The sequence below is a fragment of the Gellertiella hungarica genome, from assembly GCF_014197145.1.
GTDB classification, from domain to species: domain Bacteria; phylum Pseudomonadota; class Alphaproteobacteria; order Rhizobiales; family Rhizobiaceae; genus Gellertiella; species Gellertiella hungarica.
The window spans coordinates 771,997-795,922 of the sequence record NZ_JACIEZ010000001.1 but is presented as its reverse complement, the minus strand read 5'-3'; the positions used below and the strand labels follow the sequence as shown (position 1 = coordinate 795,922).

Sequence of the window (23,926 nt, the reverse complement as noted above, 5' to 3'; positions counted from 1 at the left end):
ATGAGCATGGCTGTTCGCAAGAAGCGGCTCACCACCGCCGATATCACTGCGTTGAAGGGCGTTCGGCCCGTGGTCAGCCTCACGGCCTATACCACGCCGATTGCCAAGCTGCTCGACCCGCATTGCGATCTCCTGCTTGTCGGCGACAGCCTTGGCATGGTGCTTTACGGGCTGCCCAACACGATCCCCGTGACCATGGAGATGATGATCGCGCATGGCCAGGCCGTGATGCGGGGCGTGGAGAATGCCTGCGTCATCGTGGACATGCCGTTCGGCTCCTATCAGGAGGGACCGGAACAGGCCTTCCGCAATGCGGCCCGGCTGATGAAGGAAACCGGCTGTGACGGCGTGAAGCTGGAAGGCGGCGCGGAGATGGCCGAGACGATATCCTTCCTCACCCTCCGCGGCATTCCCGTCATGGGCCATGTCGGCCTCATGCCGCAGCAGGTGAATGCGTCGGGCGGTTACCGCTCCCTGGGCCGGACCACTGCTGAAGCGGAAAAGATCAAGCGCGATGCGCTTGCGGTCGGTCATTCCGGCGCCTTTTCGATGGTCGTCGAGGGGACGATAGAGCCGCTCGCCCGCGAAATCAGCGATGACTGCCCCATTCCCACCATCGGAATCGGCGCCTCGCCCGCCTGTGACGGTCAGGTCCTCGTGGTGGACGACATGCTGGGTGTCTTCACGGATTTCAAGCCGCGCTTCGTGAAGCACTTCGCTTCTCTGGCGCCGGTGATCTCCAGGGCCGTCGAGGACTATGCAGCCGAGGTCAAGGCCCGGTCGTTCCCCGGCCCGGAGCATACGTTCCAGATGAAGAAGCAGCCGCTCTGACGAAGGGCGTGCCATGCCGCGTGCCGCCTTCCTCTATTTCGTGCTGGTCTTTGCAGCGGGAGCCTTGATAGGCACCCTGCGGGTGCTTGTTGTTGCGCCCGTGACAGGTGCGCTTGGCGCGGTGCTGATCGAGCTGCCGCTGATACTGGCCCTCTCCTGGGCTGCGCTCAGGCTCGTTCTCCGGCTTCGGCCGGTAAACCCTGCCCTGCCTCTACGGCTGGGGATGGGCTTTCTCGCCTTCTGTCTTCTGATGCTGGCGGAGTATCTTCTTTCCGCGGTGCTGACCGGCGCGGGCATCGGCGCATTTCTGGCGGCGCTGTCGACGCCGGAGGGGGCAGCAGGTCTGGCCGGCCAGATCGTCTTCGCCCTCATGCCTGCCCTGGAAGGCAGGTTGCCCGGGCGCAGATGAATGATGTCCTCCCAACGAAAAAAGGCAGCGCTGCGGCGCTACCTTTTCTCTGATTGGGGCCCTTCAGGCGTTGTGGTGAACGGGCGCCGTCTGCATCTCGAGCTTCCAGACCTCGTCGAAAACATCGTCGAGGCGGGCAGCGAGCGCTTCATGGGCATCGATCAGGCCACGATTATAGAAATGCCCGCCGATTTCGTCGGCAAAGAAATCAAGTAGGAATATGGCCGACACGGTTCCGATCTCCGCATCCAGCTGCTCCATGAAGTAGCGCTGCACGCGTCGGGCAATGGCGGTTTTCTGTTCCTTGGAGAATTCGACCTTTTTCATGAACTCCTGAACCTCTCGAAAGAGCACTGCCGGCGCAGCCGGTCCATCGTCATGATGGCGTGATCCTCGTTGATGGACTCTCATAGTCCCTTGCAGCCGATCTTCGGGGGGCTGGCTTGCCCGAAGATGGAGGCGGTCCATAACGATAAGCAGAATAAATGGGGGCATCAGCCAAAGACGTTTGTGCAGAGCCCCCTCTGCGGCTACTTCAGGATATTCGTTTCGAAAGGTTCTCCTTCATGACCGGTTCCGATTTCCGCGAGGGCATGCGCGTCGGCGTTCCCATCGTGCTGTCCGCCGCTCCCTTCGGCGCCCTTTTCGGCGCGGTGGCGGTGCAGAATGGGCAGACGATCTTCGAGGCGACGCTGATGAGCGCCACCGTCTTTGCCGGGGCAAGCCAGCTGGTCGGCCTCGAGCTCTTCGGCCATCGCGTTCAGCCCTGGCTGATCATACTTTCGATCTTCGCGGTCAATTTCCGGCATATTCTCTATTCTGCCGCCATGACCCGCTTCATCCTGCATTTCAACGGAATGCAGAAATTCCTCACCTTCTTCCTGCTTACCGACCCGCAGTTTGCGGAGACCGTGAAACGGGGGGAAAGCGGCCGCGCGGTCACCTTCGCCTGGTATATGGGGCTCGGCACGATCATCTATGTGCCGTGGCTCGTGGTAACGCTGATCGGCGCGCTCCTGGGGAACCTCATCACCGACCCCAAGGTCATCGGGCTCGATGTCCTGCTGCCGGTCTATTTCCTCGGGCTGGTCTTCGGCTTCCGCAAGCGGGACAATTTCCTGCCCGTCGCGCTGACGGCGGCCATCGGGTCGATTCTTGCCTACCGCTACATCGGCTCGCCCTGGCATGTGAGTGTCGGGGCGCTTGCCGGCGTGATCGTGGCGGCGCTGATGCCGGTCAAGGCGTCCGCACCCGCAACCGTCGAGGAGGCCTGATCCATGGACGGCTTCCTGCACCTCGACATGCTGATTCTCATTCTGGCAGCAGCAGTTGCCACCTTCGCCACCCGTATCGGCGGCTATTTTCTGATCACGCGGATGAAAACCATCCCGCCCCGGCTCGATGCGGCGCTGAACGCCGTTCCCGCGGCCGTTCTGACGACACTCGTCGCGCCGAACTTCTATGCCGGCGGGCCGGAGCTGAAGATCGCCATGGCCGTCGCGCTCGTTGTCGGGCTGCGCTTCAATGTGCTGACCATGCTGGCCGCAGGCTGGGTTGTGGTCATGGCCCTGCGCCACGGCGGCGGCTGGTAAGCCGGCCGCACCGCTTCGATTTCAACACGTTGCGGCCGCCCGCTGAATCAGTTTCTGCGCGGCGGCCGGTTTTCCTGAATCAGTTTCTGAGCGGCGCCGTCGCCTCGACGAGCCATTGGCGTACAGCCTCGTCTTCGATGAGGGGCAGGAGACGCTCCCGCGTTTCCGCGTGATAGGCATCGATCCAGAAAAGCTCCTCCCGGGTCAGCAGCGCAGTCACGATCAGCGACCGGTCGATGGGGCAGAAGGTCAGCGTCTCGAAGCCGAGCATCGCCATGTCGCCGCCCTCGATCTCCTCCGCCTCCCTGACGAAGATGAGGTTCTCGATGCGGATGCCGAAGGCGCCGGGCCGGTAATAGCCGGGCTCGTTCGAAAGGATCATGCCCGGCAGCAGTTCCTGCGTGCCGAGCCGTGAGATGCGCTGCGGCCCCTCGTGGACGGAGAGATAGGAGCCGACGCCATGCCCGGTGCCGTGGGCATAGTCCGCGCCCGCCTTCCACAGCGCGATGCGCGCGAGCGGGTCGAGATCCTGTCCGCGCGTGCCCTTGGGGAAGCGGGCGGTGGAAATGGCAATCATCCCCTTCAGCACCAGCGTGAAGAAGCGGCGCTGCTCCTCCGGCACCTCGCCGATGCCGACGGTACGGGTGATGTCGGTCGTCCCGTTGATATACTGTCCGCCGGAATCGATCAGGAACAGTTCACCGGGTGCGATGATCCGGTCCGTATCGGTCGTGACGCGATAATGCATGATGGCCGCGTGCTCGCCAGCGCCGGCAATCGTGTCGAAAGAGATGTCCTTCAGCGGGTTCTGCATCCGCTCGCCGACCGCGCGGCGGCAGGCTTCGAGGCGCTTTGCCGCATCGATTTCGGTGAGGGTGCCGGGCTTCACGGCAGAGAGCCAGGCGAGGAACTCCACCATGGCAGCGCCATCCTGCAGATGGGCCGCCGCCGAACCATTGATCTCCGCCTGATTCTTGCAGGCGCGCGGAATTTTCGCGGGATCGCCCGCTTCGACAACCTCGCCGCCCGCATCGCGGATCAGACGCACGAGCGCATAGGGTGTCAGGTCGGGGTCGACGGCAATCCGCTTGCCTTCGCCAGCCAGGGCCTTCAGGACCGCGGGCAGTTCACCGGGGGCTTTCTGGTGTGCCAGTTGCCCGAGATAGGCCTCCGCCTCGATCCCGGTCTTGCGGCGATCGAGGAACAGGTCGGGCTTGCCCTTCGCATGGACGATCGCCCGCCCCAGCGGATGCGGCGTGCGGGGGACATCGAGACCGCGGATGTTGAAGATCCACGCAAGGGACGACGGATCGGTGATGAGAACCGCATCCTGCCCCTTCTCCGAAAGCTCCTTGCGGATCGCCTCGATCTTCTCGGCGGCAAGCTGGCCGGACTGAGGGAGATCCTGGATGGACACCTGCCCCATCGGCTCTGCCGGACGGTCGGTCCAGATCCGGTCGACGGGATTTTCGGCAAGGAAGACGAGGGAGCCGCCGACCTCGGCCAGCGTCTTTTCCAGCCGGCGGATTTCGGCGCCGGTGTGCATCCACGGATCGAGACCGAGGCGCAGGCCCTTCAGACCCTTGCGCAGGATGTAAAGGTGCGGCGGCTCGTTCACGAGATCGCCGCCGGTGAAGACCTCGCGGTCCACCTGTTCCTGCAACTGGGTGACGTAACGCCCGTCGACAAAGACCACCGCCCTGTCCCGCGTCACCATGAGGATCCCGGCCGAACCGGTGAAGCCGGTCACATAGGCAAGCCGCTCGGCCGATGCCGGCACATATTCGCCCTGATAATCGTCCGCGCGGGGGATCAGCACCGCATCCACCCCGTCCGCATCGAAACGGGCACGCAGGGCGTCCACGCGCTCCTTGCCGAACTGAGGGGTCGCGGTGACGTCGAAACTTTGAAACATGGAGATAATCCGCCTGTCCGATTCCGTTGGGGAGACCTTAGACGCTATTTGCCAGCAGGCAAACATGGCGATTTCCACCGGGTACCCCACTATCCCAGCATATACAAAAACAGCTGGCTCCGCTTTTATTCCATGCGCGGAGTGCATAGCGGCTATGCCGTATTACCTGTTTTCCATCCGGTAAAAACTGGTAGAACCCCGGCCATCGAAGCACGTCGCAGACGACGTGTTTTGAAGCAAAACAGAACCCGGTGCCGAGCCGCTCCCGTCGATCTCCTCCTCCCTCCCTTCGACGGAAAGCCAAGGCATCCGGAGCCCGCTTGAGCCACCTCCTCCTCCCAGGCTTGCGGGCAGATCAGGTCAGACTGATCGGCAGGCGGTGCCTTGTGCACCGCCTTTTTGCTTTTCGGACCATGGATGACGAAGAAGGGGCGCCCCGCCGGCCTCAGGCCAGCGGGCTGTCGAGATGGATCGTAACCCAGCCGTTGCGCCAGAGCGTACGGACATGGCGGAGTTTCACCCCGTTATAGGCCGAGAGGACCTTCCAGCGCTGGCCGGCGAGAATGCCGGACAGGATGACGGAGCCGCCCGGCGCGAGGTTGCGGACCAGATCGGGTGCCATGCGCATCAGCGGGCGTGCAAGAATGTTCGCGATGATCAGATCGAATGGACCGTGGCGCGAGAAGGCGGTGGAGTGGAAACCCGGGGCGGTCTCGAGCGCGATGCCCGAAGCGATGCCGTTGCGTCGGACATTCTCGGCCGCAACGCGGGTTGCAACCGGATCGATGTCCGTCGCCAGAACAGGGATATGGGCAAGCTTGCGGGCAGCGATTGCAAGAACGCCGCTGCCGGTGCCGAGGTCGAGCGCATTGCGGGGCCTGCGGGCGCGCATGACATGCTCGATCATCTCCAGGCAACCGGCCGTCGTGCCGTGATGGCCCGTACCGAAGGCCTGGCCCGCATCGATCTCGATGGCAATGTCGCCCATCCGCACCTTGTCCCGGTCGTGGGAGCCATGGACGAGGAAGCGCCCGGCACGCACGGGCTTCAGCCCCTCGAGCGATTTTGCCACCCAATCGACGTCGGGCAGTTCTTCACGCAGGATCGTGTCATTGCCGAACTCGCCGGAAAGGCATTCGCGCAGACGCGGAAGCAGCGCCTCCTCCTCATTGCGCATCATGTAGATCGACGCTTCCCAGATATCGTTCTTCTCGTCGATCTCCGTGGTGCCGATGGCGAAATCCTCTTCGCCGAAGAAATCGGTCAGCGCTTCGAGGATGCGCTCTGCACGGGCCTCGGTCGTGGAAACATACAGGCGGATTTCACTCACGGTCAGGTCCTTCGGGAGCGTCTGGTCGGTCAGAGATTGCGGGTGATGAGGTTCTTCAGCTTGGTCTCGGCGACCTTCGGATCCTCCTGGTAGGCGATGGTTCCGGCAAAGCGGCCCTTGTCGTCCAGAAGGAAGACCGATGCGGTGTGATCCATGACATAGTCCCCATCGGGCTTCGCCGGATCGGTCGGCACTTTCTTGGCATAGACGCGGAAGCCCTTCACCATCTCCATCACCTTGGCGGGATCGCCGGAAACACCGGTGATGCGGGAGGAAACATTGGTGACGTAGTCCTTCATCACCGCGGGCGTGTCGCGTTCGGGATCGACGGTCACGAACAGCGCCTGAAGCCTGGTTCCGTCCGGGTCCACCGTCTTCAGCCAGTTGTCCATTTCGAAGAGGGTTGTGGGGCAAACATCCGGGCAGTGGGTGAAGCCGAAGAACAGCGCCGTCGGCTTGCCCTGAAGGTCCTTGTCGGTGATCGGCTGGCCGTCCTGCTTCACAAGCTGGAACGGGACGCCAAACGGCCCTTCCGCCAGCTCGCCGCTGGACCGGGTGTAGCTATAGCCGAGCAGCGCCACGATGATGGCGAGCACAAGGGTTGCAGCCCAGAGCATGATACGAACGGAGCGCATGCATCCTTCCTTCCACGGAAAATTCGTCGGTTGCTGCTGATAGCCCGGCAGCGGCGCCGATGCAAACCGGCAAATCCGCCCGAAGGCGCGGAAGGACGCTATGACGCAAGCGCTGCAGCCATGCTAGAGGCACCAGGACAAGCCGGCCTGGCCAAGCGAAAGCATGAGCTCGCCCGCATGCCGGATCCAGCCCGCGAATCCCACGGAAAGCACCAGCGCGGCAAGCGCTGCTGCGACGGCTGCAATCGGCCATGTTCTGGTGTCGCTGGGCATGAAACCATCCTAGACCAAAGGCCGCCCGAGTGCAAACGGAGCCCTTTTTGCACCCGGCATCCGATTTTCTTGACAAAACTCAAGGACGGATCTTCCTTTCCGGGAAACACTCGCGCTCAGTCGCAGTCTTCGGGGAGGATGACGGATGGACAGCCTGGAAACGGCAACGGGAGAAACGCAGGCGCGCCGGATACGGATCAGGCGCATCACGGGAGCGGAGATCGGCACGGCCCTTCGGCGGGGGTTCTCGGACTACCTCGCCCACCTCCCCTACGGCCTTTTCTTCGGCGCGATCTATGCCGCGGGCGGAATGTTCATCGTGGCAGCCCTCAGCATCTACCACATGCCGTGGCTCATCATCCCGGTCGCCATCGGCTTCCCGCTGATCGGGCCCTTCATTGCCGTGGGGCTCTATGAGGTGAGCCGGAGACGGGAGAAGGGCCTGCCCATCACCTGGAGCGCCATTCTTGCGGAAGTCTTCCGCCAGAGGGAGAGACAGCTCTCCTGGATGGCTTTCGTCGTGCTGTTCATCTTCTGGGTCTGGATCTATCAGGTGCGCCTGCTCTTCGCGCTCTTCCTGGGCTACAAGGCCCCGGCGGAACTGGATGCGCTCGTCCACGTGATCCTCACCACGTCGCAGGGCCTCAGCTTCCTTGGCGTCGGCACCATCGTCGGCGCGGTCATTGCCACCATTCTCTTTTCGGTCACGGTGGTGGCCATGCCGCTGCTGCTGGATCACGACGTGGACTTCGTGACCGCCATGATCACCAGCATCCGGGCCGTGACAGAGAACCCCGTGGCCATGCTCGGCTTCGGCGTGATCGTCGGGGCGTCGGCGATCCTTGCTCTGGTTCCGCTGTTTCTCGGCCTTCTGGTGGTGCTGCCGGTGCTCGGGCATGCCACCTGGCACCTCTACCGGGCAGTGATCGAGATCTCCTGATCCGGATCAACCGCGATGGTTAGCGTTTCGGCATCAAATATAATTATCCATTACTTAAACTTTGGCCCGTAAATTCGGCAACGGTGTCAAATGACCGGTCTGTTCCGCGCGCGCCGCGCACACGGCGATTGGCGCGGACCGTTACCGATGTTTCATTGGCGGATCATCCGCCCCTGCCGCAGGCAGGCCTGTGCATGGACCTTCCCGTTTCGCCTGCGCTCCGCCACGCAGCGAATGATGATGGAGATTTCATGTCTGTGCACAGCAAGAAGAGCACCTTTTCAGTCAGCCAGCGCCTGTGGACCCTCGGTCTCGGCGCGGCTGCAGGCGTCTCGGCCATGATTGCCGTCGGCGTCTATGAAAGCCGCGTGATCTCTGCCGAACTCGCCCAGGCGGAAGCGATCCGCCAGGAAGTGGAAACGGTGGTTTCCATGCGCCACGCCAATACGACGATGGTTCTCGCCGCCATGGACACGCTGGTGGACAAGGCGGAGAAACAGGTCAAGCCCGAGCGGCAGGAAATCGTCGCCAGTTCCGTCAAGACACTCCGCAGCGGAGAGAAGGCGCTGTTCGAGCTGGCCGAGGCGCTCGGCATGCCCGATGCCGTCGCCAATTTCGACCGCGACCTGACTGCGCTGGAAAAGGCGATTGCGGTGGATCTGAAGGCGCTCGTGGAACAGGGTGCCAGCGAGGAGGCCTATGGCGCCATCGACGATACCATCGACGGGGCCGGAGAAGGCCTCGGCAATCTGTTGAGCGATATGGCGGCCCGTGGCGGTACCGCCGTGCGCGAGCGGTTGCAGCTTGCCGACGAAGCCTCCAATGCCTCGCTCTACATCCAGCTTGCAGCCGGCGTCGTGGCTCTCGCAGGCGTCATCCTGATGCAGATGCACCACGGCAACAATCTGCGCCGGGGCATTCTGGCCGTCCGCCGCAGCATGGGCCGCATCCTGGAGGGCGACATCCGCACGCCGGTGGAAATGACCGACCGGGGCGACGAGATCGGCGAAATGGCGCGGGCGACCGAACAGTTCCGCCAGGCGGCCGAAGAAAAGCTGGCGCTGGAAAGCCAGTCGGAAGATGCACGCCTCGCCCGGGAACAGGAACGCCGCAGCTCGGAGGCCGCCCAGCGCGCGGACGCAGAAGCGATCCGCTTTGCAGTGGAAGCGCTTGCCACGGGACTTGGCCGCCTCGCCGCAGGCGATATCACCGCGACCATCGACACGCCCTTCCGGGACGATCTGGAAAGGCTCCGCAACGACTTCAACAAGACGATCGTGGAACTGCAATCGGTCGTCGGCGACATCAGGATGAACTCGGTTTCGATCCAGTCCTACAGCCAGCAGATGCGGTCTGCGGCAGAGGATCTCGCCAAGCGTACCGAGCAGCAGGCTGCGTCGCTCGAGGAAACCGCAGCCGCCCTCGATCAGATCACCACCCGCGTTCGGAACTCCTCCGACAAGGCCAACGAGGCCGGCAAGATGGTGGATGCGACAAGGCAGACCTCGGAGCGGTCGGGCAAGGTTGTCTCCGATGCCATGGCCGCCATGGAGCGAATCGAGGATGCGTCGCGGGAGATCGGCAAGATCATCAACGTGATCGACGAAATCGCCTTCCAGACGAACCTTCTGGCGCTCAACGCGGGTGTCGAGGCCGCAAGGGCCGGCGAGGCCGGCAAGGGCTTCGCAGTGGTGGCCCAGGAGGTGCGCGAGCTCGCGGGACGGGCTGCCGGCGCTGCCAAGGACATCAAGACGCTCGTCAACAAGTCGAGCGAGGAAGTGAAGAACGGCGTGAGCCTCGTCACCGCCACCGGGGAAGTGCTGCAACATATCGGCGAGGATGTGGTGCGGATCAGCGACCACGTCATCTCGATCGTCTCGGACACCCACGAGCAGAATACGGGTCTGTCCGAGATCAATGCCGCCGTGCTGCAGATGGATCAGGTGACCCAGCAGAACGCCGCGATGGTGGAGCAGACGAGCGCCGCCAGCCACACGCTTGCCCAGGATGCCGACAAGCTGATCCAGGCCATCAGCCGCTTTAAGCTCCGGGAAAGAAATGTCGCCTACTCTGGTCCACAGACCGTAAGGGAGACACCGCGACCGCAAGCCTCCCCTGCCCGGGCACTGGTGAGCAAGGTTGCCGGTGCATTCAACAGAAACGCCGCAGTCGCCCAGGCCGAGCCTGTCCGCGCCAGCGATAACTGGGAAGAGTTCTGATCATGTCGAACGCCATCAAGCAATCCGGCGCATACCTGGAAATCGTATCCTTCCACCTCGCCGATCAGGAATTCTGCATCGACATCATGGCCATCCGCGAAATCCGCGGCTGGGCACCGGTGACCCCGATGCCGCACACCCCGCCCTACGTGCTCGGTCTCATCAACCTGCGCGGCGCTGTGATCCCGGTCATCGACATGGCTTGCCGGCTGGGCATGAACCACACCGAGCCGTCCGAACGCTCCGCGATCATCGTCACGGACATCGCCGGCAAGCTGGTCGGCCTGCTGGTCGAGCAGGTATCCGACATGATGACCATCCGCAGCGAAGACCTGCAGCCGCCGCCGGAGATCATTCCGGAAGCCCAGCGCGCCTTCTGCCGCGGCATCGTGGCTCTGGAGAAATCCATGGTCTGCTTCCTGAACCTCGACACGGTCATCGCCGACGAGCTGGCACAGGCAGCCTGAAGCCTTAAAGTTGAATTTTTCGAAGGCCGCGTTTCTTCAGAACGCGGCCTTTTTCATGGCCGGTGCTTTCCCGACATTTGCCACGCTGCGTAGCAAAAAGAAAAAGCCCCGAACCTTGGGTGGTTCGAGGCTTTTCTTGGGGGTTCAAACGGTTGGGGTAAGCTCCGCAGGAACCGATCCGGGCGCATACAGGAGAAGTTCACGCCGATTGCCAGCAAAAGGCGTGCTTTCTTTGTACAACGCAAGGTATGCACAAGAAATCGGAGAACGGAAGGGGAAAACCGCGGGCCGGCTTACCTGCACGTCAAAACTGAACGATTTTTTTTGGGTGCATCTCACCGAAAACGTTTCATCGAACGGGCTCAGGGTTTGCCGTTTTTCCAGGTCACCGTCTGGCCATAGAGCGGCACCGTGGAAATCGCCATCTTGGCCGAGCCGTCGGTCACCTGGCGGGTATGGACCACATAGACCAGCGTATCGTTCGCCCGGTCATAGATGCGGTTCACCACCATCTTCTTCCAGATCAGGGACATGCCCTGCTTGAAGACCTCCTCGCCCTCCTTGGAAAGATCGATGTCGCCGATGGTGATCGGCCCCGTCTGCCGGCAGGCGATGGAGTTGTTCGACGGATCCTCGAACCAGTTGCCCTTCTGCAGGCGGTCGATCACGCTTCGGTCGAAATAGGTAATGTGGCAGGTAACGCCTTCGACATCCGGATCGGCAAGCGCTTCGACGATGATGTCGTTGCCGATCCAGTCGACGCCAATCTTGCCCACCACATCCGCCTGCGCGGGAAGGCTGGTCGCCACGGAGAGAAAAGCTGCACCGGCAAGAATGCGAATACCCGGCAAGCGCATGATGATGTCCTTTCGTCTGGCCGATCAACAGATCGTTACAACACCAGAGATAGGTAGCCTTTGATTCTGCGCAAGCGGAGATCGCTAACGCTTTCGGCACGAACAGGGCTCGTAGCCTCTGGCATGGAGCCGGCCGGGCGTCATCCGGATCCGGTCGGCAATGTCGTGGAGGTCGATGGCACCCAGCGTGCCCGCCACACCGATGGCGGCCTGGGCGGCAACCGCGGCATCCTCTCCGGCGGTATGGTGCCGGAAAGCAAGCCGCAGGTGATCCGCCACCACGTTCAGCCTGTGGGAGGGAAGATGCGGCCAGACCTTCTGCACCATCTTGAGCGTGCAGAAGTAGGTCACGTCGGGATAGGCCATCCGGTACTGGTCGAGCGCTCCGCGCCAGACCGAGAAATCGAATGCCGCATTATGGGCGATCATCGGCAGCGTGGCGATATCCTCGGCGAATTCGTCCATCACCTCCGGAAATTCGGGCGCATCTTCCACATGCTCCGGGCGAATGCCATGGATGGCGATGCTCATGGCGGAGAATCGCATGCTGCGCGGACGAATGAGCCGTTCCTCGACCCGCGTCACCACCCCGTCCATCACCCATGCCAGACCCACGGAGCAGGCACTGCCCCGCTCCTCGCTTGCAGTTTCGAAATCGATCGCCAGTGCACGCATCGCTCAGCCCGCGGCAGCGCCGATGAAGGCCAGCCATTCGTCCTCGTCCATCGTCTGGATGCCGAGTTCGCGCGCCTTGTCGAGTTTGGACCCCGCGCCCGGACCTGCGACGACGATATCGGTCTTCTTGGAAACCGAACCGGCAACCTTTGCGCCGAGGCTTTCCGCCCTCGCCTTTGCCTCGTCGCGCGTCATCCGCTCGAGCGAACCGGTGAAGACCACCGTCTTGCCGGCAACCGGGCTTCCCGTGGTTTGCGGCTTTTCCGCCTCCTCGGGCGAAACTTCCTGAAGCAGCCTGTCGATCACGTCGCGGTTGCGCGGTTCCTTGTAGAATTCGACGATCGACGTGGCGACCACCTCGCCGATTCCCTCAATGGCGTTCAGTTCGTTCCAGGCGTCCCCATGCATCGGCGCCGCCGCCTCCATGGCCTCGGCAAAGGCCTCGTATGTGCCATAGGCGCGGGCCAGGAGCTTGGCGGTCGTTTCCCCCACATGCCGGATGCCCAGGGCGAAGATCAGACGATGGAGCGCGATGCGTCGGCGGCTGTTGATGGCGTCGAAGAGCTTTCGCACGCTGGTACGGCCGAAACCTTCCCTGTTCTCGAGCTTCGCAAGTGCCGTCTGCTGCCGGCGCTCCAGCGTGAAGATGTCGGGAGCCGTCCGGATCTGGATCGCGGGATCGTCGCTCTCGAAGAAGAAGTCCACCTGCTTGGTGCCGAGCCCCTCGATGTCGAAGGCATTGCGGGAGACGAAGTGCTTGAGATGCTCCACCGCCTGGGCACGGCAGACGAAACCGCCCGTACAGCGGCGCACGGCATCCACCTTGCCGGTCTTCTCGTTGACCTCGCGCACCGCATGGCTGCCGCAGACCGGGCAGGTCCTGGGAAACTCGTAAGGCACGCTGCCTTGTGGCCGCTTCTCCGGCACGATGTCCACGATCTGCGGAATGACGTCCCCTGCCCGCTGCACGATGACCATGTCGCCGACCCGGATGTCCCGCCCGTCCCGGATCGCTTCGCCGGAATTGCCGAGACCGCGGATGTAATCCTCGTTATGCAGCGTCGCATTCGTGACGACCACACCGCCCACCGTCACCGGCTCGAGGCGCGCCACCGGCGTCAGTGCCCCCGTGCGGCCGACCTGGATGTCGATCCCGGTCAGGCGGGTCACCGCCTGCTCCGCCGGAAACTTGTGCGCGGTCGCCCAGCGCGGGCTCCGGGACCGGAAACCGAGCCGCTCCTGCAGGTCGAGGCGGTCCACCTTGTAGACGACGCCATCGATGTCATAGTCGAGGTCCGGCCGCTTCAGACCGATTTCCCGGTAATGGCCGAGGATATCCTCCAGCCGGCTCAAGCGCTTCATCAACGGATTGACCGGAAAACCCCAGGCGCGGAACGTCTCCACCATGCCGAACTGCGTGTCCGACGGCATGTCCGACATCTCGCCCCAGGCATAGGCGAAGAAGCGAAGCTTTCGCGCGGCCGTGACCTTGGGATCGAGCTGCCGCAATGAACCGGAGGCGGTGTTGCGCGGGTTCACATAGGTCTGCTTGCCTTCCGCCTCCATCTGCGCATTCAGCGCCTGGAAGTCGCTCTTGGCCATGTAGACTTCGCCGCGCACTTCCACCACCGCAGGAACGCCCGTCGGGAGGGTGCGGGGAATCTCGGCAATGGTGAGGATATTGGCGGTGACGTTCTCGCCCGTCGTGCCATCGCCGCGCGTCGCCGCGTTCACCAGCCGGCCGTTCTCGTAGCGGATCGACATGGAGAGACCATCGATCTTCGGCTCCGCGGTAAAGGCAATGGAGTCATCCGGCAGCATGCCGAGATAGCGATAGACGCTGGCGACAAAATCCCGGACGTCCTCGTCCGAGAACGTGTTGTCGAGGGACAGCATCGGGCGCGCATGGGTGATCGGCGCAAAGGTGGGAAGCGGCGTGAAGCCCACCCGGCGGGAGGGGCTGTCTGCGCGCACCAGCGCCGGATAGAGCCGTTCGATGGCATCGTTGCGCCGCTTCAGTGCGTCGTAATCGGCATCCGAAATCTCCGGCGCGTCCTTGGCATGGTAAAGCGCGTCGTGACGGGCGATTTCCGCGGCCAGACGGGCAAGTTCCGCCCTTGCCTCCTCTTCGCTCAGGGCTTCAACCGGTTTGTCGAACTGGATCTGCATGGAAAGCCTCGTCGGGAATCTCTTCAACCGGTTTTAGAGGAGACCGGCCCCGCTTGAAAGCTCCGAAAGCCCGGGAGCCTTGCAACCGTCCACACGCATCTTAGCATATCCGAATGCTCTGCAAAAGCAGCAGGCACCCGCCAGGTGGTGCCGATCGGGTAGATGGGCTGACCCGACCGAGGCAACGGCCTTGCCGGACATGTGGAGGTGTTCGAAATGCGGATCTTTCCGGTTTCCATCGCGCTGATCATACGGAAAACCCGCACGACCTGGTCAATGACCGTGCGGGTTGACTAAAAGAAAGACCAGTAAAACTCCCGGCGGGTGTTCCAGCTTCCGGCGGGTGTTCCAGCATCCGCCGGGATCTACATTATAAGAAGGTCCGAAAGAAACGCAAGCCAAGCATCCTAGCCATTGCCGGCGATCAGGCGGGCAGCGGCAGCGCGCGCCTCGTCCGTCACGGAGGCACCGGACAGCATGCGGGCGATTTCCTCTGCGCGATCGCCAGGTTCCATGACGGCAACCCGGGTTGCGATCTTTGCCGCATCGGCGGCAGATGGTCCCTTCGAGATCAGGAAGTGGGTGGCCGCGCGGGCCGCCACCTGCGGTGCATGGGTAACGGAGAGCACCTGTACGCGATCCGACAGGCGCTTCAGCCGCTGGCCGATCGCATCCGCCACCGCCCCGCCGACGCCCGTATCGATCTCGTCGAAAACCAGTGTGGGGGCAGACCCGCGGTCAGCGAGCGCGACCTTGAGGGCCAGCAGGAAGCGGGAGAGTTCCCCGCCCGACGCGACCTTCATGATCGAGCCCGGACGGGTGCCGGGGTTCGTCTGCACATGGAATTCGGCAATGTCGATGCCCCCGGCGCCGGCATTCTCCGGGCGGGAATTCAGCTCCACCATGAAGCGGGCGCGTTCGAGCTTGAGCGCCGGCAACTCCGCCATCACCGCCTCGGCCAGGGCATCCGCCGCCTTGCGCCGCTTTGCCGAAAGGCTGTCCGCCGCATTGAAATAGCTGGCTTCCGCCTCGGAAAGCGCCTTCTCCAGCTGCTTCAGCCTTTCCTCGCCGGCATCCAGATCCGCAAGATCCGCGGTCATGCGAACGGCGAGTGCCGGGAGATCGGATACGGGCACCGAATATTTCCGGGACGCAGCGCGCAGCGCAAAGAGCCGTTCCTCCACCCTCTCCAGCTCCTTGGGGTCGAATTCGGTGCGGCGCAGCGCCGCCTCGACCTCCATCTGGGCATTGGAGAGACTGTCGAGCGCCTGGTCCAGAAGCGATACCGTCTCCTCGAGCAATCCCGGCGCCTCCTGCGCCTTGCGTTCCAGGCGGCGGACCAGCGAGGCGATGTGAGGAACCGGAGAGCTGTTGCCGTTGAGGAATTCCGAAGCCTCGGCAATATCGCCGGCGATGCGTTCGGATTTCTGCATCTGGCTCCGCCGCTCGGCGAGGTCGTCCTCCTCGCCATCCTGTGGGGAAAGGCGCGTCAGCTCTTCCACGGCAGAGCGCAGGAAATCCGCCTCGCGCGCGGCGGCTTCCACCTTTTCGCGGTGCTTCTTCAGCTGCCGCTCGGCATCCTTCCAGGCGCGATAGACGGCGCCAACGGCACCGGCTTCATCGGCCAGACCCCCGAAGGCATCGAGCAGGTTGCGGTGAGCATCGGTGTCCACCAGCGCGCGGTCATCGTGCTGGCCGTGGATTTCCACCAGCATCTGCCCGGCCTGGCGCATCAGCTGCACGCTGATGGGCTGATCGTTCACATAGGCCTTGGTCCGTCCGTCGGCGGACTGGACCCGCCGGAAGATCAGGTCGCCGTCGTCATCAATGCCGTTTTCGCGGAGCAGACGGCGCGCGCCATGGTCCATCGCCACGTCGAAGACGGCCGTGACCTGCCCCTTCTCCTCGCCGTGACGCACAAGCCCGCCATCCCCGCGCCCACCGAGCGCGAGAGAAAGGCTGTCAAGCAGAATCGATTTGCCGGCACCGGTTTCACCGGTCAGCACCGAAAGACCCCGATCGAAGCCAAGGTCCAGGCGTTCGATCAAGACGATATCGCGGATCGAAAGCTGGACGAGCATGGCGTTCCGGTCTTAGCCCCCGAGGACGATCTTGCTCGCTGCACGCGTGATCCAGGACCCGGCATTCTCGCGCGGCTCCAGACCACCCGTCTGCAGCAGCTTGTAGCTGTCGGCATACCACTGGCTGTCAGGATAGTTGCGACCGAGCACCGCCGCCGCAGCCTGGGCTTCCTGCACGATGCCGAGACCGAAATAGGCCTCGACCAGACGGGCAAGCGCTTCTTCGACCTGGTTGGTGTTCGGGTACTTCTCGACGACGATGCGGAAGCGCTGGATGGCGGCGAGATATTCCTTGCGCTCCAGATAGTAGCGGCCGACCTGCATTTCCTTGCCGGCGAGGTTGTCGCGGGCAAAGCGGATCTTGGTCTGCGCATCGTCCACATATTCGGACTGCGGGTAGTTATCGACCACCTTCTGCATGGCGTCGATGGTCTGCGCGGCTGCGCGCTGATCCTGCGTCACGTCGGGGATCTGCTTCGAATAGGACAGGCCGATGAGGTACTGGACGTAAGCCGCATCGTCGGTATTGGCATACTGATTCATGTAGCGCGAACCGGTGGTGATCGCCGCGTCGTAGTCGCCGGTGCGGTACTTGAGGAAGGTGCTCATGACGAGAGCCTTGCGGGCCCAGTCGGTGAAGGGGTGCTGGCGGTCGATCGCATCGAACTTGCGCTGCGCCTCGGTGGTGTTGCCTGCCTTGAAGTTTGCAAGCCCTTGGTTGTAGAGCACTTCCGGCGGATCGGTTTCCATACCGATCTTGGAAATGTCGATATCCTGGTCCGACTGGCAGCTCGCAACGAAAGTGCCCGTGCCGGCGAGAAGAAGAGACACCAGCAGCACACGCGCAGTTTTATTCATGTTGGACAAACCTTGCACTACCTATCGGACCGAATTTCAAAACTAGGCCCCTCTGCCGACGGACCTGACTGGCGTTTCTAGAGCAAAGGGCGCTCGATAACAACGCATTGTCGATTCTTTAACGCATTTTTGTGGCAGGCAGAACAAAACCCGCTTGTGCCGCCCGCACACGCAAAAGGCCGCTGCAGATGAGCGGCCTTTTCCCTTTTCGTCAAGTCCGCTCCGGTCAGGCCGACCAGGGCGCAAATTCCGGAGCATTGATGGCGATGAAATCGCGGGCACCCGCACGCGGCCGGGCCGAGGCGCTTTCCACAACCTCATAGGCAGAACGGTCGTTCAGGAGCGCCTTCAGGGCGTTCGCGTTCAGCTTGTGCCCGCCCCGATAGGACCGGTAGCAGCCGATGAACTGGGCTCCGGCCATGGCAAGATCGCCCACGGCATCCAGGGTCTTGTGTCGAACGAATTCGTCGTGGCCGTAGCGAAGGCCCTCGATGTTGATCACCGTGTCGTCGTCGGAAATCACGACGGAGTTCTCGAGCGAGGAGCCGAGCGCGAAGCCGGCAGCCCAGAGCCGTTCGACATCACGCATGAAACCGAAGGTGCGCGCCCGCGAGAGCTCGTCACGGAAGGTGGAAAGCGTGAGATCGCCCTCCCAGCGCTGACGACCGATGAGGGGCGTCTCGAAATCGATCTCGACGTCAAAGCGGGTGCCTTCATAGGGCAGGAACTCCGCCCAGGACTGGCCCGATTCGATCCGCACCGGCTTCACCACGCGAATGTAGCGGCGCTTGGCGCCCAGCTGGCGGATGCCCACCTGCTCGATCGCTTCCACGAAGGCGGCCGAGCTGCCGTCCATGATCGGCATTTCGGCGCCGTGAACCTCGACCACCACGTTGTCGATGCCGGCAGCATAGAAGGCCGCCATCACATGTTCCACGGTCGCGACCATGCGGGCCGGATTGGTGCCCAGCACGGTGCACAGATCGGTGTTGCCGACTTCGGAAGAAACGGCCCGATATTCGCCCAGCAGCTCTTCCCCGTCGAAGCGCTGGAACACGATGCCGGTACCGGCCTCTGCCGGATGAAACGTGATGGAAACCGGCGATCCCGAATGAACGCCAATGCCGGAGAGCGTGATGCGCTCTGCCACGGTTGTTTGAAATCCAAGCAGCCCTACGGCCATGAAGAATGCCTTTTCAGTCCTTGCCGCCTCGCGCGCAAGCTGCGCGACCCTGCGGTCCGTTTGATGTCTCGATGCAGACCGCGCGCCCCCGTGCGCATCTGCCGCCGACTCCCATGACCTTTACTTACCGGAAAGCCTATGGGCACAACAAATCACTGTTTCTATCCAATTGTTACGTTCGCAACATATTGATATTTATCAATGAATTTGCAGCTGCCACCTACGCAAAAACCCGGGTCGCGAGAGCGGCCCGGGCTTTTCATTTTGATACATCGCGCGGATCAGTTGGACTGGCGGCGCAGGAAGGCCGGGATTTCCAGCTGATCATCCTCGCTCGACCGGGACTGCGGAACCGGACGACCGTGATCGTCGAGGTTGCCGCGGCGCGGTGCATAGAGGCTGGCTTCCGGCGACAGCGTGCGGCGCTGCTGGGAAGCGGCGCTCGGAGCCGAGGAGGTCATGTCGGCGTTGACATGGTCTTCCTCGTCGCGACGGCCGAGAGAGTTGGTGATGCGCTTGAGGAGGCCCATCGGACCGCGATCCTCGTGGTGCTGCACCTGCGGCTGTGCACGATGGTCGATTTCCGCCTTCACGACCGGCGGGAAGTCCTCCACGCGCGGCATGCGGGTCGGTTCGGCAACGGTCCGGATTTCCGGAGCGGCCGGAGCCTGACGCATGACCGGCTGTGCCATCGGCTGCGGCTGGCTCATGACCGGAGCAGCCTGCGGAGCGGCAACCGGAGCGGGCTGCACGGCGGGCGCGGCAGCGACGGGAGCCGGAGCCGGCTGCGCATGCATCACCGGAGCCGGGCTGACCGGAACGGCGACGGGCGCATCCAGGGGAGCAGCACCGCTGAAGAGGCGGCTCTGCGGACGGAAGCCGTCGTCATGCTGCTGGACGGGCTGTTGCGGGGCGGCCGGAGCCTGGCGGATGGCGATGTCCAGCTCGCGCTCCATCTCGGCTTCTGCCTGACGGATGGTGTGCGCGATCGGGTCGACGACGGTCTTGGGTGCCTGCATGACATGCGCAGGCTGAACTGCGGCCGATGCGGATGCAACGGCCGCGGAGGGACGAATAATCGTCTTCTGCGCCATGCGCGGGTCAAAGGTCTGGTGCGGCTGTTCGCCCATGACGCGGTCGATGCCGGTGGCAACGACGGACACGCGGATGATGCCTTCCAGCGCTTCGTCGAAGGTGGCGCCGAGGATGATGTTCGCATCCGGATCCACTTCCTCGCGGATGCGGGTTGCGGCTTCGTCGACTTCGAAGAGGGTCAGGTCACGGCCGCCGGTGATCGAGATCAGCAGGCCCTGGGCGCCCTTCATCGAGGTTTCGTCGAGCAGCGGGTTTGCGATGGCGGCTTCGGCGGCCTGCATGGCGCGGCCGGAACCGGATGCCTCGCCCGTACCCATCATCGCGCGGCCCATTTCGCGCATGACCGAGCGGACGTCGGCGAAGTCGAGGTTGATGAGACCTTCCTTCACCATCAGGTCGGTGATGCAGGCAACGCCGGAATAGAGAACCTGGTCGGCCATCGCGAAGGCGTCGGCGAAGGTCGTCTTGTCATTGGCGATGCGGAAGAGGTTCTGGTTCGGAATGACGATCAGGGTATCGACCGACTTCTGAAGCTCCTGGATGCCCTGCTCGGCGAGGCGCATGCGGCGGCCGCCTTCGAAATGGAAGGGCTTGGTGACCACGCCGACCGTCAGGATGCCCTTGTTGCGGGCAGCCTGGGCAACGACCGGAGCTGCACCGGTGCCCGTGCCGCCGCCCATGCCGGCGGTGACGAAGCACATGTGCGTGCCGTTCAGGTGGTCGACGATCTCGTCGATGCACTCTTCAGCGGCAGCGCGGCCGACTTCCGGCTGCGAGCCGGCGCCGAGACCTTCGGTGACGTTCACGCCGAGCTGGATGATGCGTTCGGCCTTGGTCATGGTCAAGGCCTGGGCATCCGTGTTGGCGACGACGAAGTCGACGCCCTGGAGGCCGGCGGTGATCATGTTGTTCACGGCGTTGCCGCCGCCGCCGCCCACACCGAATACGGTGATGCGGGGCTTCAGCTCCGTGATGTCTGGCTTCTGCAGCTTTATGGTCATCGTACCCATTCCTTCTCTTTATGGCCGCATCGCCATGCCGGCCAATTCATGCAATCTCAAAAGCTTTCCTTCAGCCATTGGCCCATGCGGGCGATGCGGCTGTTGTTTCCCCCAAGCGCCGTGAGCAGACCGCCCTGCGACGCATGTGTTTCGATGTCCGCGACCTGCGGATAGATCATCAGTCCGACAGCCGTGGAGAAGGCAGGTCCCTTGGCGGCGGCCGGAAGGCCGGAGACGCCCATCGGACGGCCGATCCGAACGTTGCGGGCCAGGATGCGGCGCGCTGCTTCCGGAAGTCCCGTGAGCTGGCTTGCGCCACCGGTCAGAACCACGCGCTTGCCGACGATGGGGCTGAAGCCGGACCGCTGGATGCGATCGCGGATCAGCTCGAGGGTTTCCTCGATTCGGGCGCAGACAATACGCGAAACGAGGGCGCGCGGCACCTGCGAAGGCTGGTCGCGGTCGTCCTCGCCGATCGGCGGGATGGAGATGAGGTCGCGCTCGTCGCCGGCGTTCGGCAATGCGGAGGCATGAACGACCTTGAGCCGTTCCGCGTCCTCGATGCGCGTGGACAGGCCGCGCGCAAGATCGGTCGTGACGTGATGGCCGCCGAGGCTGATGGCATCGGTATGCACGAGACGGCCCTCGGCAAAGACGGAAATGGTGGTGGTGCCGCCGCCCATGTCGATGGCAGCGCAACCGAGCTCGACCTCGTCATCGACAAGAGCGGCAAGCCCGCTGGCATAGGGCGTGGCGACCATGCCCTCGACAGACAGGTGCGCCCGGTTGACGCAAAGCTCGAGGTTCTTGAGCGCGGTGCGTTCGGCCGTCACCACATGCATGTCGACGCCCAGTGCCTCGCCGAACATGGACAGCGGATCGCGGATGCCGCGTTCGCCGTCCAGCGAATAGCCGGTCGGGATGGAATGGAGCACCGCACGGTCGTTCTGCAGCGACTGCTGGCAGGCGGCGGACAGAACCTTGCGCAGATCGCTCGATTCCACTTCCTGCCCGCCGAGGTCGATGGTGGCGGTGTAGACATCGGAGCCCAGCCGGCCCGCAGTGACGTTCACGATGAGGCTGTCGACGGTGAGGCCGGCCATGCGCTCGGCTGCATCGACCGCCAGGCGCACGACGCTTTCCGCGGTTTCCAGGTCGGCGATGACACCGGCCTTGATCCCGCGCGAGCGCTGATGGCCGATACCGATCACCTCGACATGATGGGTCCGCCCGGGAAGGATCTCGCTCTCCTCGCGCGGGGTCAGCCGCCCGATCATGCAGACGGTCTTGGTGGACCCGATATCGAGCACCGAAACGATGTGAGACCGCCTGTTGGACAGCGGCTTGAGGCGCGGAAGACCAAAATGAGAGGAGCCGAAGATGCTCATGTCGGGTTTCCTAGTTTCTTGAGCGCCTTGGTGCGGGCATCGAGAGCGGCCTGGCGGCGCTCGACGGCGCCCGGAGAAAGACGGATAGCGGTGCGATCGGGAAGGCGCAGGTCGACACCGACGATGTCACGCTCCAGGAGACGCTGCTCCTGGTCCATCCGCGTGAGCAGGGTCAGCGCCTGGTCGATCCCCTCTTCCGGCAGCTTGACGACGATCCCGTTCTTGAGATGAAGATCCCAGCGGCGCCCGGCGATCCGCACATAGGCCTTCACGAGCTCGCGCACCTGCGGCCACTTGGAGAAGTCCTTCTCGAACTTGGCGGCGGCGGTTTCGGCATCGCGACCGACGAAGAGCGGCAGGTTGGCGAACTTGTTGTCGCGCAGCGGCTCGATGACGCTGCCGTTCTTTTCGATCAGCGAGAGGTCCTGCCCGTGCTGCCAGATGGCATAGGCTTTCCGCTCCTTGAGGTTGACCTCTACCGTCTTCGGATAGACCTTGCGCAGCTCCACTTCCTCGACCCACGGCAGTTCGGCCAGGCGTGAACGGGCTGCGTTGATGTCGAGGGCGACCAGCGAGGTTTCGCCGTCGAGCCCGAGCTTTTCAAGGATGTCGATCTCGGAGGTTTCGCTGTTTCCGGAAACCTTCACGTCCTCGATGGCAAAGCCGGCGGCCGTCGTCGTGGCCTGTGCGACGGTCTGCGAGTGACCGCCGAGCGACATGCCGTAAAGGCCGGTCGCCGCAAAGAGCGCAAGCGCCGAAACCGTGCCCGCATGATTGGGGATGTGGATGCGGCCGGACGCGAGGTTGACGAGGAAACGGACCACGCGGCGGAAGGGCCGCGGCACGACGAAGAGCTCGCGCTCCCGCGCCGGGTGCTGGCCGTAGACCTCACCGTCTGCCGCAATGCGATGAGCCCGACCCTTCAGCGCATGCATGATGCATCCTCCACCATCCAGCGCAGGAAGGCGCCGAAGGTCATGCCCTCATGCGCCGCCATCTCCGGAACCAGCGATGTCGGGGTCATTCCGGGCTGGGTGTTGATCTCCAGCCAGATGAGTTCGCCATCACCGCCGAAGCGATCGTCGAAGCGGAAGTCGGAACGGGTCACGCCGCGGCAGCCGATAGCCTCGTGCGCGCGGACCGCAAGCTCCTGGATACGGGCATACAGTGCAGCAGGAATGTCTGCCGGGATGACGTGGCGCGAACCGCCCGCGGCATATTTGGCATCGTAATCGTAGAAATTATGCCCGAGCGGAATGATTTCCGTCACGCCGAGCGCGCGGCCGCCCATGACACCGCAGGTCAGCTCGCGGCCATAGACGTAGCGCTCCACCATCACGCGGTCGCCATAGCGCCATTCCGCAGAGGAGAGTACCTGTGGCGGGTGGGACTGGTCTTCCTTGACGATCACGACGCCGAAGGAAGATCCCTCGTTGACCGGCTTCACCACGTAAGGCGGCTTCATCGGATGTTCGCTGACGATCTCGCGGCGATCCGTGACGATCGCTTCGGCGACAGGCACGCCCGCCGCCGCCGCAACGAATTTCGCCTGCTGCTTGTTCATGGCAAGGGCAGACGCCAGCACGCCGGAATGGGTGTAGGGAATCTGCAGATATTCGAGGATGCCCTGAATGGTGCCATCTTCGCCGAAGGGGCCATGCAGCGCGTTGAAGACCGCATCGGGCTTCAGATTCTTGAGCACCGTCGCAACGTCGCGGTCCACGTCCACGCGGGTCACGCGGAAGCCCTCGGCCTCCAGCGCGTCCGCACAGGCGTTTCCGGAGGAAAGGCTGACGGGCCTTTCCGACGAAAATCCGCCCATCAGGACAGCCACATGCGTCGCACTCATCCAAAACTCCTCAAAACCGGATCAACGGTTTAGATCCCTGCTCTTGCGCCAGCCTGTTTCACTCGCACCGGTCGGCGTTTTCTCACACCTACTAAAGCCCCATTAAGGTTAATGAAGTGTTTACTTTCGTTAACCGGCGCGGTTGTAAGGCGAATTTTT

The 23,926-nt window shown here is 63.2% G+C and carries 22 protein-coding genes; 7 read left to right on the top strand and 15 right to left on the bottom strand.

All coding sequences use genetic code 11. The features are described from left to right. Positions 1–831, top strand: a complete 831-nt coding sequence (gene panB, locus GGR23_RS03785; RefSeq protein ID WP_183364754.1) for a 3-methyl-2-oxobutanoate hydroxymethyltransferase — start codon at positions 1–3, stop codon at positions 829–831. A 13-nt stretch (positions 832–844) separates the two neighbouring features. Continuing rightward, positions 845–1,240, top strand: coding sequence for a hypothetical protein (locus GGR23_RS03780; protein ID WP_183364753.1), 396 nt, complete (start codon positions 845–847; stop codon positions 1,238–1,240). A 63-nt stretch (positions 1,241–1,303) separates the two neighbouring features. Here GGR23_RS03780 and GGR23_RS03775 read toward each other — a convergent pair whose 3' ends face one another. Further along, positions 1,304–1,567, bottom strand: coding sequence for a DUF2164 domain-containing protein (locus tag GGR23_RS03775; RefSeq protein WP_183364752.1), 264 nt, complete (start codon positions 1,565–1,567; stop codon positions 1,304–1,306). 239 nt (positions 1,568–1,806) lie between these two features. Between GGR23_RS03775 and GGR23_RS03770 the strand changes: the two genes are divergently transcribed. Together GGR23_RS03770 and GGR23_RS03765 are read left to right on the top strand one after the other, a co-directional pair. Continuing rightward, positions 1,807–2,514 carry an AzlC family ABC transporter permease gene (locus GGR23_RS03770; RefSeq protein WP_183364751.1) on the top strand — a complete coding sequence of 236 codons (708 nt, stop codon included), beginning with the start codon at positions 1,807–1,809 and terminating at the stop codon, positions 2,512–2,514. 3 nt (positions 2,515–2,517) lie between these two features. Next, complete coding sequence (locus tag GGR23_RS03765) at positions 2,518–2,832, top strand: AzlD family protein (RefSeq protein ID WP_183364750.1); 315 nt, start codon at positions 2,518–2,520, stop codon at positions 2,830–2,832. Positions 2,833–2,911: 79 nt separating this feature from the next. Here GGR23_RS03765 and GGR23_RS03760 read toward each other — a convergent pair whose 3' ends face one another. The 4 genes from GGR23_RS03760 to GGR23_RS03745 all read right to left on the bottom strand — a co-directional run bounded on the left by GGR23_RS03760 (position 2,912) and on the right by GGR23_RS03745 (position 6,985). Beyond that, entirely contained in the window at positions 2,912–4,747 is a 1,836-nt protein-coding gene (locus GGR23_RS03760) for an aminopeptidase P family protein (RefSeq protein WP_183364749.1), read from the bottom strand. A 445-nt stretch (positions 4,748–5,192) separates the two neighbouring features. Further along, on the bottom strand, positions 5,193–6,077 hold the full coding sequence (locus GGR23_RS03755; RefSeq protein WP_183364748.1) for a 50S ribosomal protein L11 methyltransferase: 885 nt from the start codon (positions 6,075–6,077) through the stop codon (positions 5,193–5,195). A 29-nt stretch (positions 6,078–6,106) separates the two neighbouring features. Next, the gene (locus tag GGR23_RS03750) at positions 6,107–6,712 is read right to left on the bottom strand and encodes an SCO family protein (protein WP_183364747.1); all 606 of its coding nucleotides are present in this window, start codon (positions 6,710–6,712) and stop codon (positions 6,107–6,109) included. 123 nt (positions 6,713–6,835) lie between these two features. Then, complete coding sequence (locus GGR23_RS03745; RefSeq protein WP_183364746.1) at positions 6,836–6,985, bottom strand: hypothetical protein; 150 nt, start codon at positions 6,983–6,985, stop codon at positions 6,836–6,838. Between the two features lie 145 nt (positions 6,986–7,130). Here GGR23_RS03745 and GGR23_RS03740 point away from each other — a divergent pair, with 145 nt between their 5' ends. The 3 genes from GGR23_RS03740 (at position 7,131) to GGR23_RS03730 (ending at position 10,611) form a co-directional block, all read left to right on the top strand. After that, positions 7,131–7,925 (top strand): DUF2189 domain-containing protein, encoded by a 795-nt coding sequence (locus GGR23_RS03740; RefSeq protein WP_183364745.1) that lies wholly within the window; start codon positions 7,131–7,133, stop codon positions 7,923–7,925. Positions 7,926–8,176: 251 nt separating this feature from the next. Further along, the gene (locus GGR23_RS03735; protein ID WP_183364744.1) at positions 8,177–10,144 is read left to right on the top strand and encodes a methyl-accepting chemotaxis protein; all 1,968 of its coding nucleotides are present in this window, start codon (positions 8,177–8,179) and stop codon (positions 10,142–10,144) included. A 2-nt stretch (positions 10,145–10,146) separates the two neighbouring features. Continuing rightward, positions 10,147–10,611: a chemotaxis protein CheW gene (locus tag GGR23_RS03730; protein ID WP_183364743.1), complete on the top strand. Its 465-nt coding sequence runs from the start codon at positions 10,147–10,149 to the stop codon at positions 10,609–10,611. A 362-nt stretch (positions 10,612–10,973) separates the two neighbouring features. Here GGR23_RS03730 and GGR23_RS03725 read toward each other — a convergent pair whose 3' ends face one another. The 10 genes from GGR23_RS03725 to GGR23_RS03680 all read right to left on the bottom strand — a co-directional run bounded on the left by GGR23_RS03725 (position 10,974) and on the right by GGR23_RS03680 (position 23,767). Continuing rightward, positions 10,974–11,468, bottom strand: a complete 495-nt coding sequence (locus GGR23_RS03725) for a CreA family protein (RefSeq protein WP_183364742.1) — start codon at positions 11,466–11,468, stop codon at positions 10,974–10,976. 84 nt (positions 11,469–11,552) lie between these two features. Continuing rightward, complete coding sequence (locus GGR23_RS03720; protein WP_183364740.1) at positions 11,553–12,143, bottom strand: 3'-5' exonuclease; 591 nt, start codon at positions 12,141–12,143, stop codon at positions 11,553–11,555. Positions 12,144–12,146: 3 nt separating this feature from the next. Next, entirely contained in the window at positions 12,147–14,312 is a 2,166-nt protein-coding gene (ligA, locus tag GGR23_RS03715) for an NAD-dependent DNA ligase LigA (RefSeq protein ID WP_183364739.1), read from the bottom strand. Positions 14,313–14,719: 407 nt separating this feature from the next. Further along, entirely contained in the window at positions 14,720–16,393 is a 1,674-nt protein-coding gene (gene recN, locus GGR23_RS03710; protein WP_183364738.1) for a DNA repair protein RecN, read from the bottom strand. 12 nt (positions 16,394–16,405) lie between these two features. After that, complete coding sequence (locus GGR23_RS03705; protein WP_183364737.1) at positions 16,406–17,251, bottom strand: outer membrane protein assembly factor BamD; 846 nt, start codon at positions 17,249–17,251, stop codon at positions 16,406–16,408. A gap of 226 nt (positions 17,252–17,477) precedes the next feature. Continuing rightward, the gene (gene lpxC, locus GGR23_RS03700; RefSeq protein WP_183364736.1) at positions 17,478–18,434 is read right to left on the bottom strand and encodes a UDP-3-O-acyl-N-acetylglucosamine deacetylase; all 957 of its coding nucleotides are present in this window, start codon (positions 18,432–18,434) and stop codon (positions 17,478–17,480) included. Between the two features lie 281 nt (positions 18,435–18,715). Next, positions 18,716–20,530: a cell division protein FtsZ gene (ftsZ, locus tag GGR23_RS03695; protein WP_183364735.1), complete on the bottom strand. Its 1,815-nt coding sequence runs from the start codon at positions 20,528–20,530 to the stop codon at positions 18,716–18,718. Positions 20,531–20,586: 56 nt separating this feature from the next. Then, positions 20,587–21,918 carry a cell division protein FtsA gene (gene ftsA, locus GGR23_RS03690; protein ID WP_183364734.1) on the bottom strand — a complete coding sequence of 444 codons (1,332 nt, stop codon included), beginning with the start codon at positions 21,916–21,918 and terminating at the stop codon, positions 20,587–20,589. Next, the gene (locus tag GGR23_RS03685) at positions 21,915–22,853 is read right to left on the bottom strand and encodes a cell division protein FtsQ/DivIB (protein WP_183364733.1); all 939 of its coding nucleotides are present in this window, start codon (positions 22,851–22,853) and stop codon (positions 21,915–21,917) included. Before GGR23_RS03685 ends, ftsA begins: the two co-directional genes overlap by 4 nt. Further along, complete coding sequence (locus GGR23_RS03680; RefSeq protein ID WP_183364732.1) at positions 22,841–23,767, bottom strand: D-alanine--D-alanine ligase; 927 nt, start codon at positions 23,765–23,767, stop codon at positions 22,841–22,843. The genes GGR23_RS03685 and GGR23_RS03680 overlap by 13 nt, the downstream gene beginning before the upstream one ends. Between the last annotated feature and the right edge of the window lie 159 nt (positions 23,768–23,926).